This is a genomic window from Salinivibrio sp. PR6 (assembly GCF_001995955.1).
Classification (GTDB): domain Bacteria; phylum Pseudomonadota; class Gammaproteobacteria; order Enterobacterales; family Vibrionaceae; genus Salinivibrio; species Salinivibrio siamensis.
This window is the reverse complement of sequence record NZ_MUFA01000001.1, coordinates 308683-325569: the sequence shown is the minus strand read 5'-3', so window position 1 is coordinate 325569 and position 16887 is coordinate 308683. Positions and strand designations below refer to the sequence as shown.

At 51.4% G+C, this 16887-nt stretch carries 17 protein-coding genes; 15 read left to right on the top strand and 2 right to left on the bottom strand.

Annotation, left to right across the window (positions count from 1 at the left end; translation table 11 throughout):
- Positions 1 to 300 precede the first annotated feature (300 nt).
- Both aceB and aceA read left to right on the top strand, forming a co-directional pair.
- Positions 301 to 1908, top strand: a complete 1608-nt coding sequence (gene aceB, locus BZG72_RS01515) for a malate synthase A (RefSeq protein WP_077665918.1) — start codon at positions 301 to 303, stop codon at positions 1906 to 1908.
- Between the two features lie 78 nt (positions 1909 to 1986).
- Positions 1987 to 3291 carry an isocitrate lyase gene (gene aceA, locus BZG72_RS01510; protein ID WP_046075020.1) on the top strand — a complete coding sequence of 435 codons (1305 nt, stop codon included), beginning with the start codon at positions 1987 to 1989 and terminating at the stop codon, positions 3289 to 3291.
- A 57-nt stretch (positions 3292 to 3348) separates the two neighbouring features.
- Here aceA and BZG72_RS01505 read toward each other — a convergent pair whose 3' ends face one another.
- Positions 3349 to 3789, bottom strand: coding sequence for a CBS domain-containing protein (locus tag BZG72_RS01505; RefSeq protein ID WP_077665917.1), 441 nt, complete (start codon positions 3787 to 3789; stop codon positions 3349 to 3351).
- Between the two features lie 215 nt (positions 3790 to 4004).
- On the opposite strand from BZG72_RS01505, the gene queA reads away from it, so the two are divergent.
- From queA to secF, 5 genes are all read left to right on the top strand, one after another.
- Entirely contained in the window at positions 4005 to 5057 is a 1053-nt protein-coding gene (gene queA / locus BZG72_RS01500; protein ID WP_077665916.1) for a tRNA preQ1(34) S-adenosylmethionine ribosyltransferase-isomerase QueA, read from the top strand.
- A 112-nt stretch (positions 5058 to 5169) separates the two neighbouring features.
- Complete coding sequence (gene tgt, locus BZG72_RS01495; protein ID WP_077579559.1) at positions 5170 to 6291, top strand: tRNA guanosine(34) transglycosylase Tgt; 1122 nt, start codon at positions 5170 to 5172, stop codon at positions 6289 to 6291.
- A gap of 36 nt (positions 6292 to 6327) precedes the next feature.
- Positions 6328 to 6657, top strand: a complete 330-nt coding sequence (gene yajC / locus BZG72_RS01490) for a preprotein translocase subunit YajC (protein ID WP_046075016.1) — start codon at positions 6328 to 6330, stop codon at positions 6655 to 6657.
- 27 nt (positions 6658 to 6684) lie between these two features.
- The gene (gene secD / locus BZG72_RS01485; RefSeq protein ID WP_077665915.1) at positions 6685 to 8538 is read left to right on the top strand and encodes a protein translocase subunit SecD; all 1854 of its coding nucleotides are present in this window, start codon (positions 6685 to 6687) and stop codon (positions 8536 to 8538) included.
- A 12-nt stretch (positions 8539 to 8550) separates the two neighbouring features.
- The gene (gene secF, locus BZG72_RS01480; RefSeq protein ID WP_046075014.1) at positions 8551 to 9498 is read left to right on the top strand and encodes a protein translocase subunit SecF; all 948 of its coding nucleotides are present in this window, start codon (positions 8551 to 8553) and stop codon (positions 9496 to 9498) included.
- 154 nt (positions 9499 to 9652) lie between these two features.
- On the opposite strand, the gene suhB is transcribed toward secF, so the two are convergent.
- The gene (gene suhB, locus BZG72_RS01475; protein WP_046075013.1) at positions 9653 to 10456 is read right to left on the bottom strand and encodes an inositol-1-monophosphatase; all 804 of its coding nucleotides are present in this window, start codon (positions 10454 to 10456) and stop codon (positions 9653 to 9655) included.
- Between the two features lie 222 nt (positions 10457 to 10678).
- On the opposite strand from suhB, the gene trmJ reads away from it, so the two are divergent.
- From trmJ to fdx, 8 genes are all read left to right on the top strand, one after another.
- On the top strand, positions 10679 to 11443 hold the full coding sequence (gene trmJ, locus BZG72_RS01470; RefSeq protein ID WP_046075012.1) for a tRNA (cytosine(32)/uridine(32)-2'-O)-methyltransferase TrmJ: 765 nt from the start codon (positions 10679 to 10681) through the stop codon (positions 11441 to 11443).
- Positions 11444 to 11565: 122 nt separating this feature from the next.
- Positions 11566 to 12087, top strand: coding sequence for a Fe-S cluster assembly transcriptional regulator IscR (gene iscR / locus BZG72_RS01465; protein WP_077579558.1), 522 nt, complete (start codon positions 11566 to 11568; stop codon positions 12085 to 12087).
- Between the two features lie 30 nt (positions 12088 to 12117).
- Positions 12118 to 13332, top strand: a complete 1215-nt coding sequence (locus BZG72_RS01460) for an IscS subfamily cysteine desulfurase (RefSeq protein ID WP_046075010.1) — start codon at positions 12118 to 12120, stop codon at positions 13330 to 13332.
- 53 nt (positions 13333 to 13385) lie between these two features.
- A complete protein-coding gene (gene iscU / locus BZG72_RS01455) occupies positions 13386 to 13769 on the top strand; it encodes a Fe-S cluster assembly scaffold IscU (protein ID WP_046075009.1) in 384 nt (127 codons plus the stop codon).
- Between the two features lie 20 nt (positions 13770 to 13789).
- The gene (gene iscA, locus BZG72_RS01450) at positions 13790 to 14113 is read left to right on the top strand and encodes an iron-sulfur cluster assembly protein IscA (RefSeq protein WP_046075008.1); all 324 of its coding nucleotides are present in this window, start codon (positions 13790 to 13792) and stop codon (positions 14111 to 14113) included.
- A gap of 13 nt (positions 14114 to 14126) precedes the next feature.
- Positions 14127 to 14639 carry a co-chaperone HscB gene (gene hscB / locus BZG72_RS01445; protein ID WP_077665914.1) on the top strand — a complete coding sequence of 171 codons (513 nt, stop codon included), beginning with the start codon at positions 14127 to 14129 and terminating at the stop codon, positions 14637 to 14639.
- A 43-nt stretch (positions 14640 to 14682) separates the two neighbouring features.
- On the top strand, positions 14683 to 16533 hold the full coding sequence (gene hscA, locus BZG72_RS01440; protein ID WP_077665913.1) for a Fe-S protein assembly chaperone HscA: 1851 nt from the start codon (positions 14683 to 14685) through the stop codon (positions 16531 to 16533).
- Positions 16534 to 16535: 2 nt separating this feature from the next.
- The gene (gene fdx / locus BZG72_RS01435) at positions 16536 to 16874 is read left to right on the top strand and encodes an ISC system 2Fe-2S type ferredoxin (RefSeq protein WP_046075005.1); all 339 of its coding nucleotides are present in this window, start codon (positions 16536 to 16538) and stop codon (positions 16872 to 16874) included.
- Positions 16875 to 16887: the final 13 nt, after the last annotated feature.

Here is a 16887-nt window from a genome sequence, read left to right as displayed (position 1 = left end):
GTGTGTAATTTAATTACGTAACTGATTACAAAGTGGTGACAAAATTATGATCCCCGTAGCAGTGTTATATCATTCTGATAATGGACATAAAAAAGCGCATTCGAGCTTATACTCTAAACTATTTAAGTGATTGTTTTTAAATTGTTTTAATAATTCATCCTTCCGTTTTGGTTTTGTTGTTGGTTGATTTTTACGCGAATGTAAGCCAACGTAAGAACACAAGTGCTGCACGAGAGCCCAAGCGCGTGTAGTAATAATAGTGTTGTGATTGGATTACAAATGATAAGCCAGGGAGGCGATATGACGGAAGCGTGCTCAACCTTACGCGAATCGTTGGTGATTAACGAGACAGTCACCGCAGAGCAGGCAGAAATCTTAACCGATGATGCATTGTGCTTTTTAGCCAGTCTCGCTGAGCGTTATGCGGCGCGCGTACCCACACTGTTAGCGGCGCGTGAGGCGCGTCAACAACGCATTGATGCGGGAGAGCTGCCCGACTTTCTTCCGGAGACGCAATCGATCCGCCAAGCGGATTGGACCATCCGTGGCATTCCCGAGGATTTACAAGATCGGCGGCTAGAAATTACCGGACCGGTAGACCGGAAGATGGTGATCAACGCACTCAACGCTAACGTGAAAGTTTTCATGGCGGACTTTGAAGACTCCTTTGCGCCGGCGTGGCCACAAGTGGTTGAAGGACAGCGTAATTTGCGCGATGCCGTGAATGGCACCATCAGTTATCAGCACCCTGATACAGGCAAACGCTATCAGCTAAATGAGGACCCAGCACGCCTTATTTGTCGTGTGCGTGGCTTGCACCTGACCGAAAAACACGTGACGTGGCAGGGTAAACCAATTCCAGGTGCCCTGTTCGACTTCGCTCTTTACTTTTTCCATAACTACCGTCGTTTACTCGAGACGGGATCGGGGCCTTATTTCTACCTGCCTAAACTTCAAGCATATCAAGAAGCCGCGTGGTGGAGTGAGGTGTTTTCCTTTGCCGAAGACGAGTTTGGGCTAAGCCGTGGCACCATCAAAGCGACCGTGCTGATTGAAACCTTGCCCGCCGTGTTCGAAATGGATGAGATTTTGTATCACCTTCGTGATCACATCGTCGCCCTTAACTGTGGTCGCTGGGATTATATCTTTAGCTATATCAAAACATTGCGTAATCATCCGGACCGCGTGTTGCCGGACCGCCAAGTGGTGACCATGGATAAGCCTTTCCTTAACGCTTACTCGCGTTTACTGGTCAAAACGTGCCATAAGCGTGGCGCGTTGGCGATGGGTGGCATGGCAGCCTTTATTCCCAGTAAAGACCCGGCTGAAAACCAGCAGGTGCTAGAGAAAATTGAAAAGGATAAAACCTTAGAAGCCAATAATGGCCACGATGGCACCTGGATTGCGCATCCAGGGCTGGCTGACACGGCTCGCGCGATTTTCGACCGTGCACTTGGCGATAAGCCGAATCAACTTACGGTGACCCGCGAGCAAGATGCTGAGATTACTGCTGCAGAGTTGCTGGCGCCTTGCGATGGCGAACGCACAGAGGCGGGAATGCGACATAACATTCGCGTGGCGGTGCAGTACATTGAAGCGTGGATTTCAGGTAACGGTTGTGTGCCTATTTATGGCTTGATGGAGGACGCGGCCACGGCTGAAATTTCACGTGCGTCGATTTGGCAATGGATTAAGCATCAAAAACCACTGAGCAACGGCAAGGTGGTGACCAAGGCGTTGTTCTCTCAGTATCTTGCCGAGGAAATGGCGGTGCTTGAAAAAGAGCTAGGGGCAGCGCGCTTTGCGCAAGGACGGTACCGGCAAGCGGCAACCTTGATGGAAACGCTCACTACCAGTGATGAGCTGGTTAACTTTTTAACCTTACCGGGTTATGAGTATTTGCCGTAATGGGCATGGAAGCACAATAACAAACATGGAATGACAGTAAGGGGCTGGTACAGCCCTGCTAACAAAGAGGAATGGAACATGACTTTGACTCGCCAACAACAAATCGCTGAACTGGAAAAGGATTGGGCGGAAAACCCGCGCTGGAAACAGGTTAAGCGCCCCTACACGGCTGAAGAAGTGGTCAACATGCGTGGCTCGTTTGTGCCGGAGAATACCGTCGCTAAGCGGGGAGCTGCCAAACTATGGGATTTGGTCAATGGCAGTGCCAAAAAAGGCTACGTCAACTGCTTGGGCGCATTGACAGGCGGTCAAGCGGTGCAGCAAGCCAAAGCGGGTATTGAGGCGATTTATCTGTCTGGTTGGCAGGTGGCGGCTGACAACAACACAGCCTCGAGTATGTATCCAGACCAGTCGTTGTATCCGGTTGATTCCGTTCCCGCTGTCGTTAAGCGCATTAATAATGCGTTTCGCCGAGCGGACCAAATTCAGTGGTCGAAAGGGGGCTCACCGGAAGAGGGCACCGACTATTTCTTACCGATTGTAGCGGATGCCGAAGCAGGCTTTGGTGGTGTGCTTAACGCCTACGAGCTGATGCGTAACATGATTGAAGCTGGCGCTGCCGGTGTTCACTTTGAAGATCAGCTCGCCTCAGTGAAAAAATGTGGCCACATGGGCGGAAAAGTGTTGGTGCCAACCCAAGAGGCGGTACAAAAATTGGTCGCGGCGCGCTTAGCTGCCGATGTGGCGGGCACCGATACGCTGGTCATTGCGCGTACTGATGCCAACGCGGCCGATCTATTGACCTCAGATTGCGACCCATACGACAAGGACTTCATCGTTGGTGAGCGCACAGCCGAAGGCTTCTATCGCGTGCGTCCTGGGATTGAGCAAGCCATTTCTCGAGGCCTAGCTTATGCGCCGTATGCCGATTTGATTTGGTGCGAGACCGCGAAACCGGACTTGGAAGAAGCACGACAGTTTGCTGAAGCCATTCATGCTCAGTATCCAGACCAGCTTTTGGCTTATAACTGTTCACCGTCTTTCAACTGGGAGAAAAACCTGGACGCCGAGACGATAGCGCGTTTCCAACAAGAACTGTCTGATATGGGCTATAAGTACCAGTTCATTACCTTAGCGGGTATTCATAACATGTGGTACAACATGTTCGACTTGGCGCATGCTTATGCGCAAGGTGAGGGCATGCGTCACTACGTTGAAAAGGTGCAGCGTCCAGAGTTCGCTGCCGCTGAGCGTGGCTATACCTTTGTCGCGCACCAGCAAGAAGTGGGTACTGGGTATTTTGATCAGATGACCAATATTATCCAAGGTGGGCAATCATCGGTCACGGCATTAACGGGCTCGACGGAAGAAGATCAATTCTAATCGCGCGATACCGGTTATCAACCTGATAAAAAGGGAGTCTCACACTCCCTTTTTTATTTATTCTCCCTCTTCAACCGGCTCACTTTCTTCTTGGATCTCCAGCAATGTTGACGCGATGGCGACAAAATCACTGTCGGTGATGATCCCAACCAAACGTTGGTGCTTCACCACCGGTAAGCAGCCTATTTTACGCTCGAGCATGGTTAGCGCTGCAGCCCGTAGTGACGCCCCGGGGTCGACTGTGACCAGTTGCCGCTCGATAAAGTGTGATAGGGGAGTATGGATCTGGTGATCGCCATTGGTCGTTTTGCCTAGTGAAGAGGCTTGTGCTGACAGCACATCTCTTTGTGTGACCAGTCCTAACAAACGCTCATCATTGTCAACGATGGGGAGATGGCGAAAGCGCTCGGCGCGCATTAAACGGTGCGCGTCGTCCAGGGTATGGTCAGGGCTAAGCGTGTGTGGATGCCGGGTCATCATATCATCAACAATAAACATGGCACCTCCTTGTCATCAGTACACAGGGATACTTTTACTGTAGTGCAGTTGTACCGGGTTAGGCGTGATATGCATCAAGATAACCACGCGCATCGAGGCAAATGTTGTGTTCATTGGCGCCTGTGTAAACGATGCCTGAATCAAGCATCCAGCTTGCTTGATCTTCACGGTGGGCTACCTATACTAGCGGCCTGCTTTTTATCTAGGCAAATGTCATGCAATTATCCGATTTTCACTTTGAACTCCCCGATGAGTTAATTGCGCGCTATCCGCAACCGGATCGCAGTGCAAGTCGCTTATTGTCACTCGATGGCACAAGCGGTGAGGTGGTACATCGTCAGTTTAAGGATATCCTCGATCTGGTTGAGCCTGGGGATTTGATGGTGTTCAACAATACGCGTGTTATCCCCGCGCGCGTGTATGGCCGCAAAGCGTCGGGAGGTAAAATAGAGGTGCTGGTGGAGCGCGTGCTCGACGAACGTCGTTTCCTCGCCCATGTGCGCGCCTCTAAAGCACCTAAACCCGGCGCCGAATTATTCCTCGGCGATGACGGACAGGTCCCAGCAAAGATGGTGGCACGCCATGATGCTCTGTTCGAAATCCAGCTACACGGCGATAAAGGCGTGGTAGATACGCTTAACGACATCGGCCATATGCCGTTGCCGCCATACATCGACCGCCCTGATGAAGAGAGCGATAAAGAACGCTATCAAACCGTGTATAACCAAAAGCCTGGGGCCGTCGCTGCGCCAACGGCGGGGTTACACTTTGACGATGCCATTATGGCAGCGCTTAAAGAAAAAGGCGTCAATATTGCTTTTGTCACCTTGCACGTGGGAGCCGGAACGTTCCAACCGGTTCGGGTCGACAACATTGAAGAGCACACCATGCATGCTGAGTATGCTGAAGTGCCGCAAGAGGTGGTCGATGCGGTCAATCAAACGCGAGCACAAGGTAAGCGCGTGATTGCGGTGGGAACCACCTCGGTGCGTTCACTGGAAAGTGCGGCACAGGCGGCCAAGCAAAAAGGTGAGCCACTGTCCCCGTTTTTTAATGACACCCAGATTTTTATCTATCCGGGGTATGAATGGCAGCTAGTGGATGTATTGGTGACCAATTTTCACTTGCCGGAATCTACCTTGATCATGTTGGTAAGCGCGTTTGCCGGTTATCAGCATACCATGGCCGCTTATCGTGCGGCGGTTGAAGAACGCTATCGCTTTTTCAGCTATGGCGATGCCATGTTTATTACCCGTCAGCACCACTGACGACATGATGAGAACACGGGCTCTTATGTCCGTGTGCGCTATGCTTGCGGCAGGGTAAACCTGTTAGCATAAGACACACGCCAGACTGTTTCTCTGGCACTGAGGAGGATTCGTGGAATACGAACTGAAAAAAACCGACGGACGCGCTCGCCGTGGCCGCTTAATCTTTGAACGCGGCACTGTGGAAACGCCGGCTTTTATGCCGGTGGGTACCTATGGCACCGTCAAAGGGATGACGCCTGAAGAAGTGAAAGGGACTGGGGCGGAGATCCTATTAGGGAACACTTTTCATCTATGGCTACGCCCAGGTCAGGAAATTATGCGACTGCACGGGGATTTGCATGACTTTATGCAGTGGCATGGCCCTATTTTGACCGACTCTGGCGGTTTCCAAGTGTTCAGTTTGGGCGATATCCGTAAAATCACCGAAGAAGGGGTGCACTTTCGCAACCCAGTGAACGGCGATCGCATCTTTATGGACGCGGAAAAATCGATGGAGATCCAATATGACTTGGGATCAGACATCGTGATGATTTTTGATGAGTGTACGCCCTATCCTGCCACGCATGACGAAGCGAAAAAGTCGATGGAGATGTCACTACGCTGGGCAAAACGTAGCCGCAATCACTTTGACAAATTAGGTAACAAAAATGCCTTGTTTGGTATTGTACAAGGCGGCGTGTACGAGGACTTGCGTGATGTCTCTGTAGAAGGTCTTACCGAGATCGGTTTTGATGGGTATGCCGTTGGCGGCCTAGCGGTCGGGGAGCCGAAAGAAGACATGCACCGGATCTTGGAGCACACTTGTCCGCAGCTGCCAGAAGATAAACCGCGCTATCTGATGGGCGTGGGGAAACCTGAAGATTTGGTCGAAGGGGTTCGTCGTGGTGTCGACATGTTTGATTGTGTGATGCCGACACGAAACGCACGTAATGGCCACTTGTTTATTACTGGCGGTGTGATCAAGATCCGTAATGCGAAACATAAAAGTGATACCTCGCCTCTGGATCCCGAGTGTGACTGTTACACTTGCCGCCACTACAGCCGTGCTTACCTCTACCATTTAGACCGCTGTAATGAGATCCTAGGCGCGCGACTCAACACCATCCACAACTTACGCTACTATCAGCGCGTGATGGAAGGTTTGCGTAACGCGATTGACGAAGGTAGATTAGATGCCTTTGTAGCGGATTTCTACGCGCGTCGTGGCAAGGAAGTGCCGCCGCTCGATTAATTTCGAATTCAACAACTAGAACGAGGACGTGATTGAATGTTTATCTCACAAGCTCACGCAGCCGCTGAAGCCGCACCACAAGGTGGCGGAATGCAGCTTTTTATCATGCTTGGTCTCTTTGCGGTGATTTTTTACTTTATGATCTACCGCCCGCAATCTAAGCGTGTCAAAGAGCACAAAAACCTTATGGCATCTATGAGCAAAGGAGACGAAGTGCTAACCGGAGGTGGTTTAGTGGGTAAGATCACTCAAATCGCTGAAGACAATGACTTTATTGTGATTGCACTCAACGATAATAACGAAGTGACCATCAAAAAAGACTTCGTGACGGCAGTACTGCCTAAAGGTACTATCCAGTCTCTCTAATTCTCGCAACCATAAAGGATGCATGCTGTGCTAAACCGTTATCCTTTGTGGAAGTACATCATGGTGCTAATAACACTGGTTATTGGCATCGTGTATGCGCTTCCCAATTTATACGGTGAAGATCCAGCAGTACAAATTTCCGGGGCGCGTGGCGCCTCGGTAGATATGACTGCGTTGGACTCCATCAAACAGACCCTCGAATCGAACGACCTTTCCTACCAATCCATTGCGCTCGAAGACGGTACCGTCTTAGCCCGCTTTAAAGACACGGAAGCACAAATCAGTGCCCGTGATGCCTTGATGTCGCGTTTCGACAGTGATGACTATGTGGTTGCCTTAAACTTGGCGCCTGCAACGCCATCGTGGCTGGATACACTGGGTGCTACCCCGATGAAGCTTGGCCTAGACCTACGTGGTGGGGTGCACTTCCTGATGGAAGTGGACATGGATGCAGCATTAGAAAAGCTGATCACCCAGCAAGAAGACAGCTTCCGCACCGACTTACGTGAAGCGCGTATCCGTTATCGTGGTTTACGAATAGAAGATAACACCCGTGTTGTGGTGAATCTGCGTAATGCCGAAGACACCAATAAAGCGCTAGAACTGCTCTCGAACAACTACCTCGACATGAACTTTTCTGTCGATGAAGATGAAGGGCGATTAGCCGCGGTTTACAAAGAAGAGCGCCTCAAAGAAATTCGTAACTACGCGGTGGCGCAAAACATTACGATTCTGCGCAACCGTGTGAATGAACTGGGTGTGGCCGAGCCTTTGGTGCAACGTCAGGGCGCAAGCCGTATTGTGGTTGAACTCCCCGGTGTGCAAGACACGGCACGCGCGAAAGAAATTCTTGGTGCCACCGCGACCTTGGAATTCCGCGAAGTGGATCAGGACGCTGACCTATCTGCCGCCATGGCAGGCCGAGTGCCACCGGGCAGCGAGTTGATGCGTACTCGAGATGGTCGTCCCGCCGTGCTGAAAAAGCGGGTCATTTTGACGGGCTCGCACATTACTGACGCCAGCTCCTCCCGCGATGAATACAGCCGACCACAAGTTAACATCTCTCTCGACAGTGAGGGTGGTGACAAAATGGCTGATTTCAGTAAGCGCAATATTGGTGAGCTGATGGCCACCGTGTTTGCAGAATACAAAGACAGTGGCGAGCGTGACGAAGACGGCAAAGTGATCTTGGAAAAACACGAAGAAGTGATTAACCAAGCCACGATCCAGTCTGCTTTGGGACGTAATTTCCGCATTACCGGCATTGATTCTGCCGCCGAAGCACATAACTTGGCGCTGCTGCTGCGCGCAGGTGCCTTGATTGCGCCTATCTCGATTGTTGAAGAGCGCACCATTGGTCCATCAATGGGTCAGCAAAACATCAATATGGGTGTGCAAGCCTGTATCTGGGGCTTGGTGGCGGTGATGCTCTTCACCTTGATTTACTACCGCCGCTTTGGTCTGTTTGCTAACTGTGCCTTGCTCGCCAATATCATATTGATCATCGGTATTATGTCTCTGATCCCAGGGGCGACCATGACACTGCCTGGTATTGCCGGTATTGTCCTGACGGTGGGGATGGCGGTCGATGCCAACGTGCTGATTTTTGAGCGGATCCGCGAAGAAATCCACGAAGGCCGTAACCCTCAACATGCAATCGACCGTGGTTATTCTAACGCGTTTAGTACCATCGCCGATGCCAATATCACCACGCTGATCACCGCAATCATCTTGTTTGCTGTGGGAACAGGCGCGATAAAAGGCTTCGCGGTGACACTGTCGATCGGTATTTTGACCTCGATGTTTACCGCCATCATTGGTACGCGTGCACTGGTTAATCTGGTGTACGGCGGTAAGCGCGTCAAGAAGCTGTCGATTTAAGGGAGTCCAAGCATGTTTCAAATATTTAAACCGGACATGTCGATCAACTTTATGCGTTGGTCTAAATTGGCCTTCGTGTTGTCCATCGCCATGATTGCCGCGTCTGTCGTCACCCTATCCACTAAGTGGCTTAACTGGGGGCTCGACTTTACCGGTGGTACCTTGATAGAAGTGGGCTTTGAACAGCCTGCTGACTTACCGCAAATTCGTGAGTCACTGGCGGCTGACGGCTTTGGTGACGCCGTGGTACAAAACTTCGGTAGTGCCACTGATGTGATGGTGCGCCTGCGTCCGCGTGATGATATGGAAGGCGAAAACCTCGGTAACGAGGTGCTCAATGCCATCAAAACAGGTACGGGTGACCAGGTAGAAATGCGCCGCATCGAGTTTGTTGGCCCGAATGTGGGTGACGAGCTGACCGAAGCGGGTGGGTTGGCGATTATTATCGCGCTGGTCTGTATCCTGATCTACGTGTCGTTCCGTTTCGAGTGGCGCTTGGCGGCTGGCGCGGTGATGGCACTGGCGCACGATGTGATCATTACCTTGGGTATTTTCTCCTTGTTCCAAGTCGAAGTGGACTTGACCATTGTCGCTGCGTTGCTGACGGTGGTGGGGTACTCGTTGAACGATACCATCGTGGTGTTCGACCGTATTCGTGAAAATTTCCGTAAGCTGCGTAAAGGTGAGTCAGATGAAATCATTAATGCGTCTGTCTCTCAGACCCTCAGTCGAACCACCATTACCTCGGGCACGACTTTGTTTGTGGTGATTGCACTGTTCACCTTGGGTGGAACCATGATCCACGGCTTTGCGATGGCCTTGCTGATTGGTATCACTGTGGGTACCTACTCTTCAATCTACGTGGCGTCTGCTCTGGCATTGAAGCTGGGTATTGCGCGTGAGCACCTGTTGGTGCCAGAAGTGGAAAAAGAAGGGCAAGAGTTTGACGCGATGCCTTGATGCGCTCGCCCCGCGTCTGTTGCGGGGCGAATTGCACACTCGGTGTGCGTCGCAGCCAGTATGGCACTCAGTGTTAAAGAGACAGCCGATGATTTGACGGCATAAAAAAAGCGACGCTCACCGAGCGTCGCTTTTTTATACCCAGAGGGAAGCATTATTTTTTCATCGACTCAGGGGCGTTCTCGCGCACTTTGGCCAGCATGCCTTTTACGACGCGTGGTGCACCGCTTACCACGTTACCGCTACGCATGTAGTCGGTTCCGCCGTTAAAGTCGGTACAAATCGCCCCAGCTTCACGGGCAATCAATTCGCCTGCCGCGATATCCCACGGTTTCAGGCCAAGCTCAAAAAAGCCATCAACACGGCCTGCGGCCACATAGCAAAGATCCAACGCGGCAGAGCCGGTGCGACGGAAATCAGCACAATCAACGAATAACGCGCTCACGACCGCCATAAAGCCTTCAGCGTGTTGCTTTGCTTTGAAGGGGAAGCCCGTCGCTAAGATGGTGCCGTCGAGCTCTTTGGCGCTACCGGTACGAATACGCTTGTTATTGAGTTGTGCGCCAGCACCACGTTGTGCGGTGAATAGCTCATTACGGATAGGGTCGTAAACGCAGCCGATCTCAGTGCGGCCTTTAATACGCACCGCGATAGACACGCTGAAATGGGGAAAGTCGTTAACGAAGTTGGTGGTGCCATCCAGTGGGTCGATGATCCATTGATAGTCGCTATCTTTCCCTTCAGCCACGCCTGACTCTTCGCCAACGATGGTGTGGTCCGGGTAGGACTTTTTGATGATGTCGATGATGATTTGTTCTGCCGCTTTGTCGACATTAGTGACAAAGTCATTACTGCCTTTTTGCGCGGTTTCGATGTTGTCTCTGTTTTCTGCAGATTTGGCGATAAAGTCGCCAGCCTTCCGTGCAGCACGGACGGCGATGTTTAGCATCGGATGCATACGGTTTTCCCAACGGATGTTAAAGAACGAAAGCGGGGCGGAGTATAACAGAGCCAGAGCAAAAGGAAAGTGGGTATTTTTTGACCGCCGCGACGTCCGTGAACTGGCGCGACACGCTTAGCTGAGAAGTATTATCGATTGCACTGTGATAAACTGCGCAGATCTAAAAGACACCTGCCCACCCCACCAAGGGTGCACAGCGTAAGAGACGAAAACAACATCATGCTAGATCAAATCCGCGTCGTATTGGTGGGAACTTCCCATTCCGGTAATATTGGCTCAGCCGCTAGGGCAATGAAAGTCATGGGGCTTAGCAATATGACCCTCGTGGCCCCCGAATGTGAAGTGGATGGCCAAGCCATTGCGTTGGCGGCCGGTGCCAGTGATATCGCCAACAATGCGCGGGTCGTCGGTACCTTAGAAGAGGCAGTGGCAGACTGTGGCCTTGTGGTGGGAACCAGTGCAAGAAGCCGGACACTCGAGTGGCCGATGCTCGATGCGCGCGAATGCGGTAAAAAGGCCGTGGAAGAGGCGAGCACTCACCCGGTGGCGATTGTCTTTGGTCGCGAGCGCACTGGCTTGACCAATGAAGAGCTGCAGACCTGCCATTATCATGTGTCGATTCCGTCCAACCCAGACTATAGCTCGTTGAACTTGGCGATGGCGGTACAAACCCTGTGCTATGAAATGCGCGTCGCTTGGCTAGACAGTCAAGCCTATCAAGGCCCCACGCTGGAACAAACCTACCCTTTAAATGAAGAGCTTTCACGGTTTTATCAGCACCTAGAAACGGTCCTTAGCAAAACCGGATTTATCCGTACTCAGCATCCCGGGATGGTGATGACCAAGTTACGTCGGCTCTTTAACCGAGCGCGACTTGAGAGCCAAGAGTTAAATATTTTACGGGGGGTGCTGTCATCCATCGAAAAAGTGACCCAACAAGCGGCATCGCGCGAGCAAAATACCGATAATCATCGCGCTCAGTGATCCTTTCAACCGAGCATGCGTAACTTAGGGTGAAAACCTGACAAAAATACTCAGGTAAATACTTGACCAAATTACTCGGGTATGTAACTATCTGAGCATCTATTCACCACAGGTAGCGTGTTATGAGATTGACTTCGAAAGGCCGTTATGCGGTTACCGCCATGCTCGATGTGGCGCTTCATGCCGAGCAGGGTCCTGTACCACTGGCGGACATCTCTGAGCGTCAAGGCATTTCCTTGTCTTATCTTGAGCAACTTTTTTCACGGCTCCGCAAGTCGGGGTTGGTGACAAGTGTACGTGGTCCCGGCGGCGGCTATCGCCTCGGTATTGCGGCAAGTGACATTGCCGTGGGGGCCGTGATTGCTGCCGTTGACGAATCTGTCGACGCGACCAAGTGTCAAGGTAAAGCGGATTGCCAAGGCGGCACCCGTTGTTTAACACATACTCTGTGGCACGACTTAAGTGCCCGAATTAGCGGCTTTTTAAACGACATCACGCTCGGTGAGCTGATGCATGATAACGAAGTGAAGCAAGTAGCAGATCGTCAGGACGCTAAACTGGATGCCTCATTGGCGCCCAGAAACACATTTAGCTCGAAGGTCAAACAAGATAGCGCCACCATAGGCGTAAACGTTCGCTCCTGATGACCAATGTCGGTGTAATTGGAGAAAAACATGAAATTGCCCATTTATTTTGATTATTCAGCCACGTGTCCGGTGGATCCGCGCGTTGCTGAAAAAATGAGTCAGTACCTGACCATGGACGGGTTTTTTGGTAACCCGGCCTCTCGTTCACACCGCTTTGGCTGGCAAGCAGAAGAAGCGGTTGATACAGCGCGTGAGAACATTGCCAATTACTGCAATGCCGACCCACGTGAGATCGTGTTTACCTCTGGCGCGACTGAGTCAGACAACTTGGCTATCAAAGGTATTGCTAATTTCTACTCCAAGAAAGGCAAGCACATTATTACCTGCAAAACAGAGCATAAAGCCGTGCTTGACCCTTGCCGTCAACTGGAGCGTGAAGGCTTTGAGGTGACATATCTTGAGCCAGAAGAAAACGGCCTGGTCGATCTGAAGAAGCTCGAAGCGGCGATGCGTGATGACACGATTTTAGTGTCAATCATGCACGTGAATAACGAGATTGGTGTGATTCAAGATATCTCTGCGATTGGCGAGCTTTGTCGTGAACGTAAAATTATGTTCCACGTCGATGCGGCTCAGTCAGTGGGTAAAGTGCCACTGGACGTCAAAGAGATGAAAATCGATTTGATCTCATTCAGCGCACACAAAGCGTACGGCCCTAAAGGCATTGGTGCCTTATACGTTCGCCGTAAGCCACGCGTACGCATTGAAGCGCAAATGCATGGTGGTGGTCACGAGCGTGGTATGCGTTCAGGCACATTGCCTACTCACCAAATTGTGGGCATGGGTGAAGCGTTCCGTATCGCGAAAGAAGAGCGCGAGAAAGACTTCCAACATGCGCTGGCATTGCGCGAGCGTTTTTATGAAGGCGTGAAAGATTTAGAAGAAGTTTACGTCAATGGCGATTTGGAACAGCGTGTTCCACATAACCTAAACGTGAGCTTTGCCTTTGTTGAAGGCGAGTCATTGCTGATGGCACTGAAAGATCTGGCGGTATCGTCAGGGTCTGCGTGTACCTCAGCAAGCCTTGAACCTTCCTATGTGCTTCGTGCGCTTGGACGCGACGATGAGCTCGCACATAGCTCGCTGCGCTTCTCATTTGGTCGCTTTACGACGGAAGAAGAAGTGGATTATGCGATTGAGAAAGTGCGTGAAGCAGTTAACAAGCTGCGTGAAATGTCACCACTTTGGGACATGTACAAAGACGGTATCGATCTAAGTACCGTTGAATGGGCGCACCACTAATTCGAATAACGCGCCAGCTGGCAACAGTGAGCAATCATATTGAGGAAACGATTATGGCTTACAGCGATAAAGTAATTGACCACTACGAAAACCCACGTAACGTTGGCTCGTTTGAGAAAGGCGACCCATCGGTTGGTAATGGCATGGTTGGTGCCCCTGCGTGTGGCGACGTCATGAAACTACAAATCAAGGTGAATGACGAAGGCATCATCGAAGACGCCAAGTTTAAAACATACGGCTGCGGCTCGGCGATTGCCTCGAGCTCACTGGTTACCGAGTGGGTGAAAGGCCGCTCGATTGACGACGCTGCTGCGATCAAAAACTCTGAGATCGCAGAAGAATTAGAGCTACCACCCGTCAAGGTGCACTGCTCTATCTTGGCGGAAGACGCCATTAAAGCGGCGGTCAGTGATTACAAGAAAAAACACCAGCAGTAAAACGAAGGGGTTGTTGATATATGGCTATTACCATGACACAGGCGGCAGCAGATCGCGTCAGAGCGTTTCTCAATAACCGTGGCAAAGGCATTGGCTTGCGCCTGGGCGTGAGAACGTCAGGGTGTTCAGGCATGGCCTATGTACTCGAATTTGCGGATGAGCTGCAAGAAGGCGATCAGGTTTTTGAGTACGATGATGTCAAGGTAATCGTCGATGGTAAGAGCTTGCTCTATCTCGAAGGGACAGAGCTGGATTTTGTTAAAGAAGGCCTGAATGAAGGTTTTCAATTCAACAACCCTAACGTGAGTAGTGAATGTGGTTGTGGCGAAAGCTTCAACGTGTAATCCGTGAGAGCACATGAATCATTTTGAACTTTTCGAGCTACCGTATCAGTTTGAGCTGGACGGTAGCTCGCTTTCTTCAACGTTTCGGGAATTGCAGCGTCAGTACCATCCCGATAATGTTGCTAGCCAAGACGAGAAAACCCGTCTGCAGGCGGTACAGAAAGCATCGCAAGTGAATGACGCGTTTCAGACGTTAAAAGATCCGGTTCGACGCGCTGAGTATATGCTGACGTTGCAAGGTATTGAATTAAAAGACGAACAGCAAACCATGCAGGATCCTGAGTTCCTGATGCAGCAAATGACGTTGCGTGAGGAGCTCGAGTCGATTACCGATAGTCAAGATGAAGCGGCGCTGTTTGATTTTGGTGAAAAAGCCCAGTCACTCTACGACGCATTGATTCTAGAGGTTAAACAGGCATTGGCTGCGTCACAGTGGCAAGAGGCCGCCGTGATTGTGCGTAAACTCAAGTTCGCAGAAAAGCTTCGCCATGAAGTGGAGCGTGTCGAAGATCAGCTGATGAGTTGATCGCCCTTTCGCCTGTCAACGCAGTAAAGTTTAAGGATTAGACATGGCACTGTTACAAATTTCAGAGCCCGGTCAAAGTGCCGCGCCGCATGAGCACAAGCACGCGGTCGGCATCGATTTGGGTACCACCAACACCTTGGTGGCCACGGTACGAAGCGGTACCGCAACCACCTTGAACGACGAACAAGACCGACCACTGATCCCTTCTGTGGTCCATTACGGTGATGATGCCATTTCCGTGGGCTATGACGCCCTCCCACACGTGCAAACGGATAGCGCCAATACCTTGGTGTCTGTCAAACGCATGATGGGGCGTTCATTAGACGATGTGCAAGCCCGTTATCCGCAACTTCCTTATCAGTTTTCACAAACCGAAAATGGCTTGCCACAAGTGGAAACCCGCCGTGGCGCGATTAACCCAGTGCAGGGCTCGTCCGATATCTTACGCACCGTTCGCGAACGTGCGGAAAAAAGTTTGGGCGACGCGCTTGAAGGTGTGGTGATCACCGTACCCGCCTATTTTGATGACGCACAACGTGCGGGGACTAAAGATGCGGCGAAGCTGGCAGGCCTAAACGTGCTGCGTTTGCTTAACGAGCCTACCGCTGCGGCGATTGCTTATGGCCTTGATTCGGGCCAAGAAGGGGTGATTGCGGTCTATGATCTAGGTGGCGGCACCTTTGATATCTCGATTCTACGCTTGTCTCAGGGCGTGTTTGAGGTCATGGCGACCGGCGGCGATTCCGCATTGGGCGGAGACGACTTTGACCATCTACTCGAGCAATGGATCTGTGAGCAAGCCGGGTTTGACACCCTCAGTGGCGATCAGCGCCGTACCGTGCTGCACGCCGCCACGCAGGCGAAAATTGCCCTTTCTTCTGCTGACAGCGCGTCCATCGATGTGCTGGGGTGGCAAGGCGAGTTGAGCCGTGAAACGTTCGATCAATTGGTTGCTCCACTTATTAAGAAAACCTTGATGTCATGCCGCCGCGCATTAAAAGATGCCGGTGTCAGTGCCGATGAGGTGCTGGAAGTCGTGATGGTGGGCGGTTCTACCCGTGTTCCCGCCGTGCGTGAACAGGTTGGTACGTTTTTCGGTCGCGAGCCACTGACCAGCATCGATCCAGATAAAGTGGTTGCCGTTGGCGCCGCGACACAAGCTGATATTTTGGTGGGCAACAAACCAGACTCTGACATGTTGCTGTTGGATGTGATCCCGCTTTCTCTTGGTATCGAAACCATGGGCGGTTTGGTGGAGAAAATTATCCCACGCAACACCACCATTCCTGTGGCAAAAGCGCAAGAATTCACCACGTTTAAAGATGGCCAAACCGGCATGAAAGTGCATGTGGTACAAGGTGAGCGTGAAATGGTAGACGATTGCCGCTCATTAGCACGTTTTAGCCTCAAAGGCATCCCACCGATGACGGCGGGGGCGGCCCATGTTCGCGTGACTTATCAAGTAGATGCTGATGGCTTGTTGTCCGTGACGGCGATGGAAAAATCCACCGAAGTGGAAGCGTCTATCCAAGTGAAGCCCTCTTATGGCTTGAGTGACGATGAGATTGCCACCATGATCAAATCGTCATTTACCCATGCGGAAGAAGACAAAGATGCCCGCTACTTGGCGGAGCAGCGTGTGGAAGCCGATCGTGTGATCGAAGGCTTGCTGGTTGCCATGCAACAAGACGGGGATAACCTGCTCAACGCTGATGAGCAGCAAGCTTTGGTGAAAGAAATAGAAGCCTTGATTGCCTTGCGCAACGGTGATGATGGCGCCGCCATTGAAGCCGGGATCAAAGCATTAGACAAAGCCAGCCAGACCTTTGCGGCACGCCGCATGGATCAATCGATTCGTCATGCGTTGGCCGGCCAATCCATTGATGAGGTGTAATCATGCCTAAGATTATTGTTCTGCCGCACCACGAGTTATGCCCAGAAGGTGCGGAATTGGAAGCGAAAGAAGGGGAAACAGTCCTCGACGTGGCGTTGAAAAATGGCATTGGCATTGAACATGCGTGTGAAAAGTCGTGTGCGTGTACCACCTGCCATGTGGTGATCCGTGAAGGATTCGACTCGTTAGACGAAAGTGATGAGCTAGAAGATGACATGCTCGACAAAGCGTGGGGGCTTGAGCCGGAGTCACGCTTGGGTTGCCAAGCAAAAATTACCGATGAAGATTTGGTGGTTGAGATCCCGCGCTATACCTTGAATCACGCAGCCGAAAACCATTAATCCAAGGCTGTAA

Excerpts from the sequence above, each read along its gene's own strand:
- queA (WP_077665916.1), top strand. The coding sequence starts at position 4,005 with ATGCAATTATCCGATTTTCACTTTGAACTCCCCGATGAGTTAATTGCG.
- iscA (WP_046075008.1), top strand. The coding sequence starts at position 13,790 with ATGGCTATTACCATGACACAGGCGGCAGCAGATCGCGTCAGAGCGTTT.
- BZG72_RS01505 (WP_077665917.1), bottom strand. The coding sequence starts at position 3,789 with ATGTTTATTGTTGATGATATGATGACCCGGCATCCACACACGCTTAGC.
- hscB (WP_077665914.1), top strand. The coding sequence starts at position 14,127 with ATGAATCATTTTGAACTTTTCGAGCTACCGTATCAGTTTGAGCTGGAC.
- aceB (WP_077665918.1), top strand. The coding sequence starts at position 301 with ATGACGGAAGCGTGCTCAACCTTACGCGAATCGTTGGTGATTAACGAG.
- secF (WP_046075014.1), top strand. The coding sequence starts at position 8,551 with ATGTTTCAAATATTTAAACCGGACATGTCGATCAACTTTATGCGTTGG.
- suhB (WP_046075013.1), bottom strand. The coding sequence starts at position 10,456 with ATGCATCCGATGCTAAACATCGCCGTCCGTGCTGCACGGAAGGCTGGC.
- aceA (WP_046075020.1), top strand. The coding sequence starts at position 1,987 with ATGACTTTGACTCGCCAACAACAAATCGCTGAACTGGAAAAGGATTGG.
- yajC (WP_046075016.1), top strand. The coding sequence starts at position 6,328 with ATGTTTATCTCACAAGCTCACGCAGCCGCTGAAGCCGCACCACAAGGT.
- iscU (WP_046075009.1), top strand. The coding sequence starts at position 13,386 with ATGGCTTACAGCGATAAAGTAATTGACCACTACGAAAACCCACGTAAC.
- iscR (WP_077579558.1), top strand. The coding sequence starts at position 11,566 with ATGAGATTGACTTCGAAAGGCCGTTATGCGGTTACCGCCATGCTCGAT.
- trmJ (WP_046075012.1), top strand. The coding sequence starts at position 10,679 with ATGCTAGATCAAATCCGCGTCGTATTGGTGGGAACTTCCCATTCCGGT.
- hscA (WP_077665913.1), top strand. The coding sequence starts at position 14,683 with ATGGCACTGTTACAAATTTCAGAGCCCGGTCAAAGTGCCGCGCCGCAT.
- fdx (WP_046075005.1), top strand. The coding sequence starts at position 16,536 with ATGCCTAAGATTATTGTTCTGCCGCACCACGAGTTATGCCCAGAAGGT.
- BZG72_RS01460 (WP_046075010.1), top strand. The coding sequence starts at position 12,118 with ATGAAATTGCCCATTTATTTTGATTATTCAGCCACGTGTCCGGTGGAT.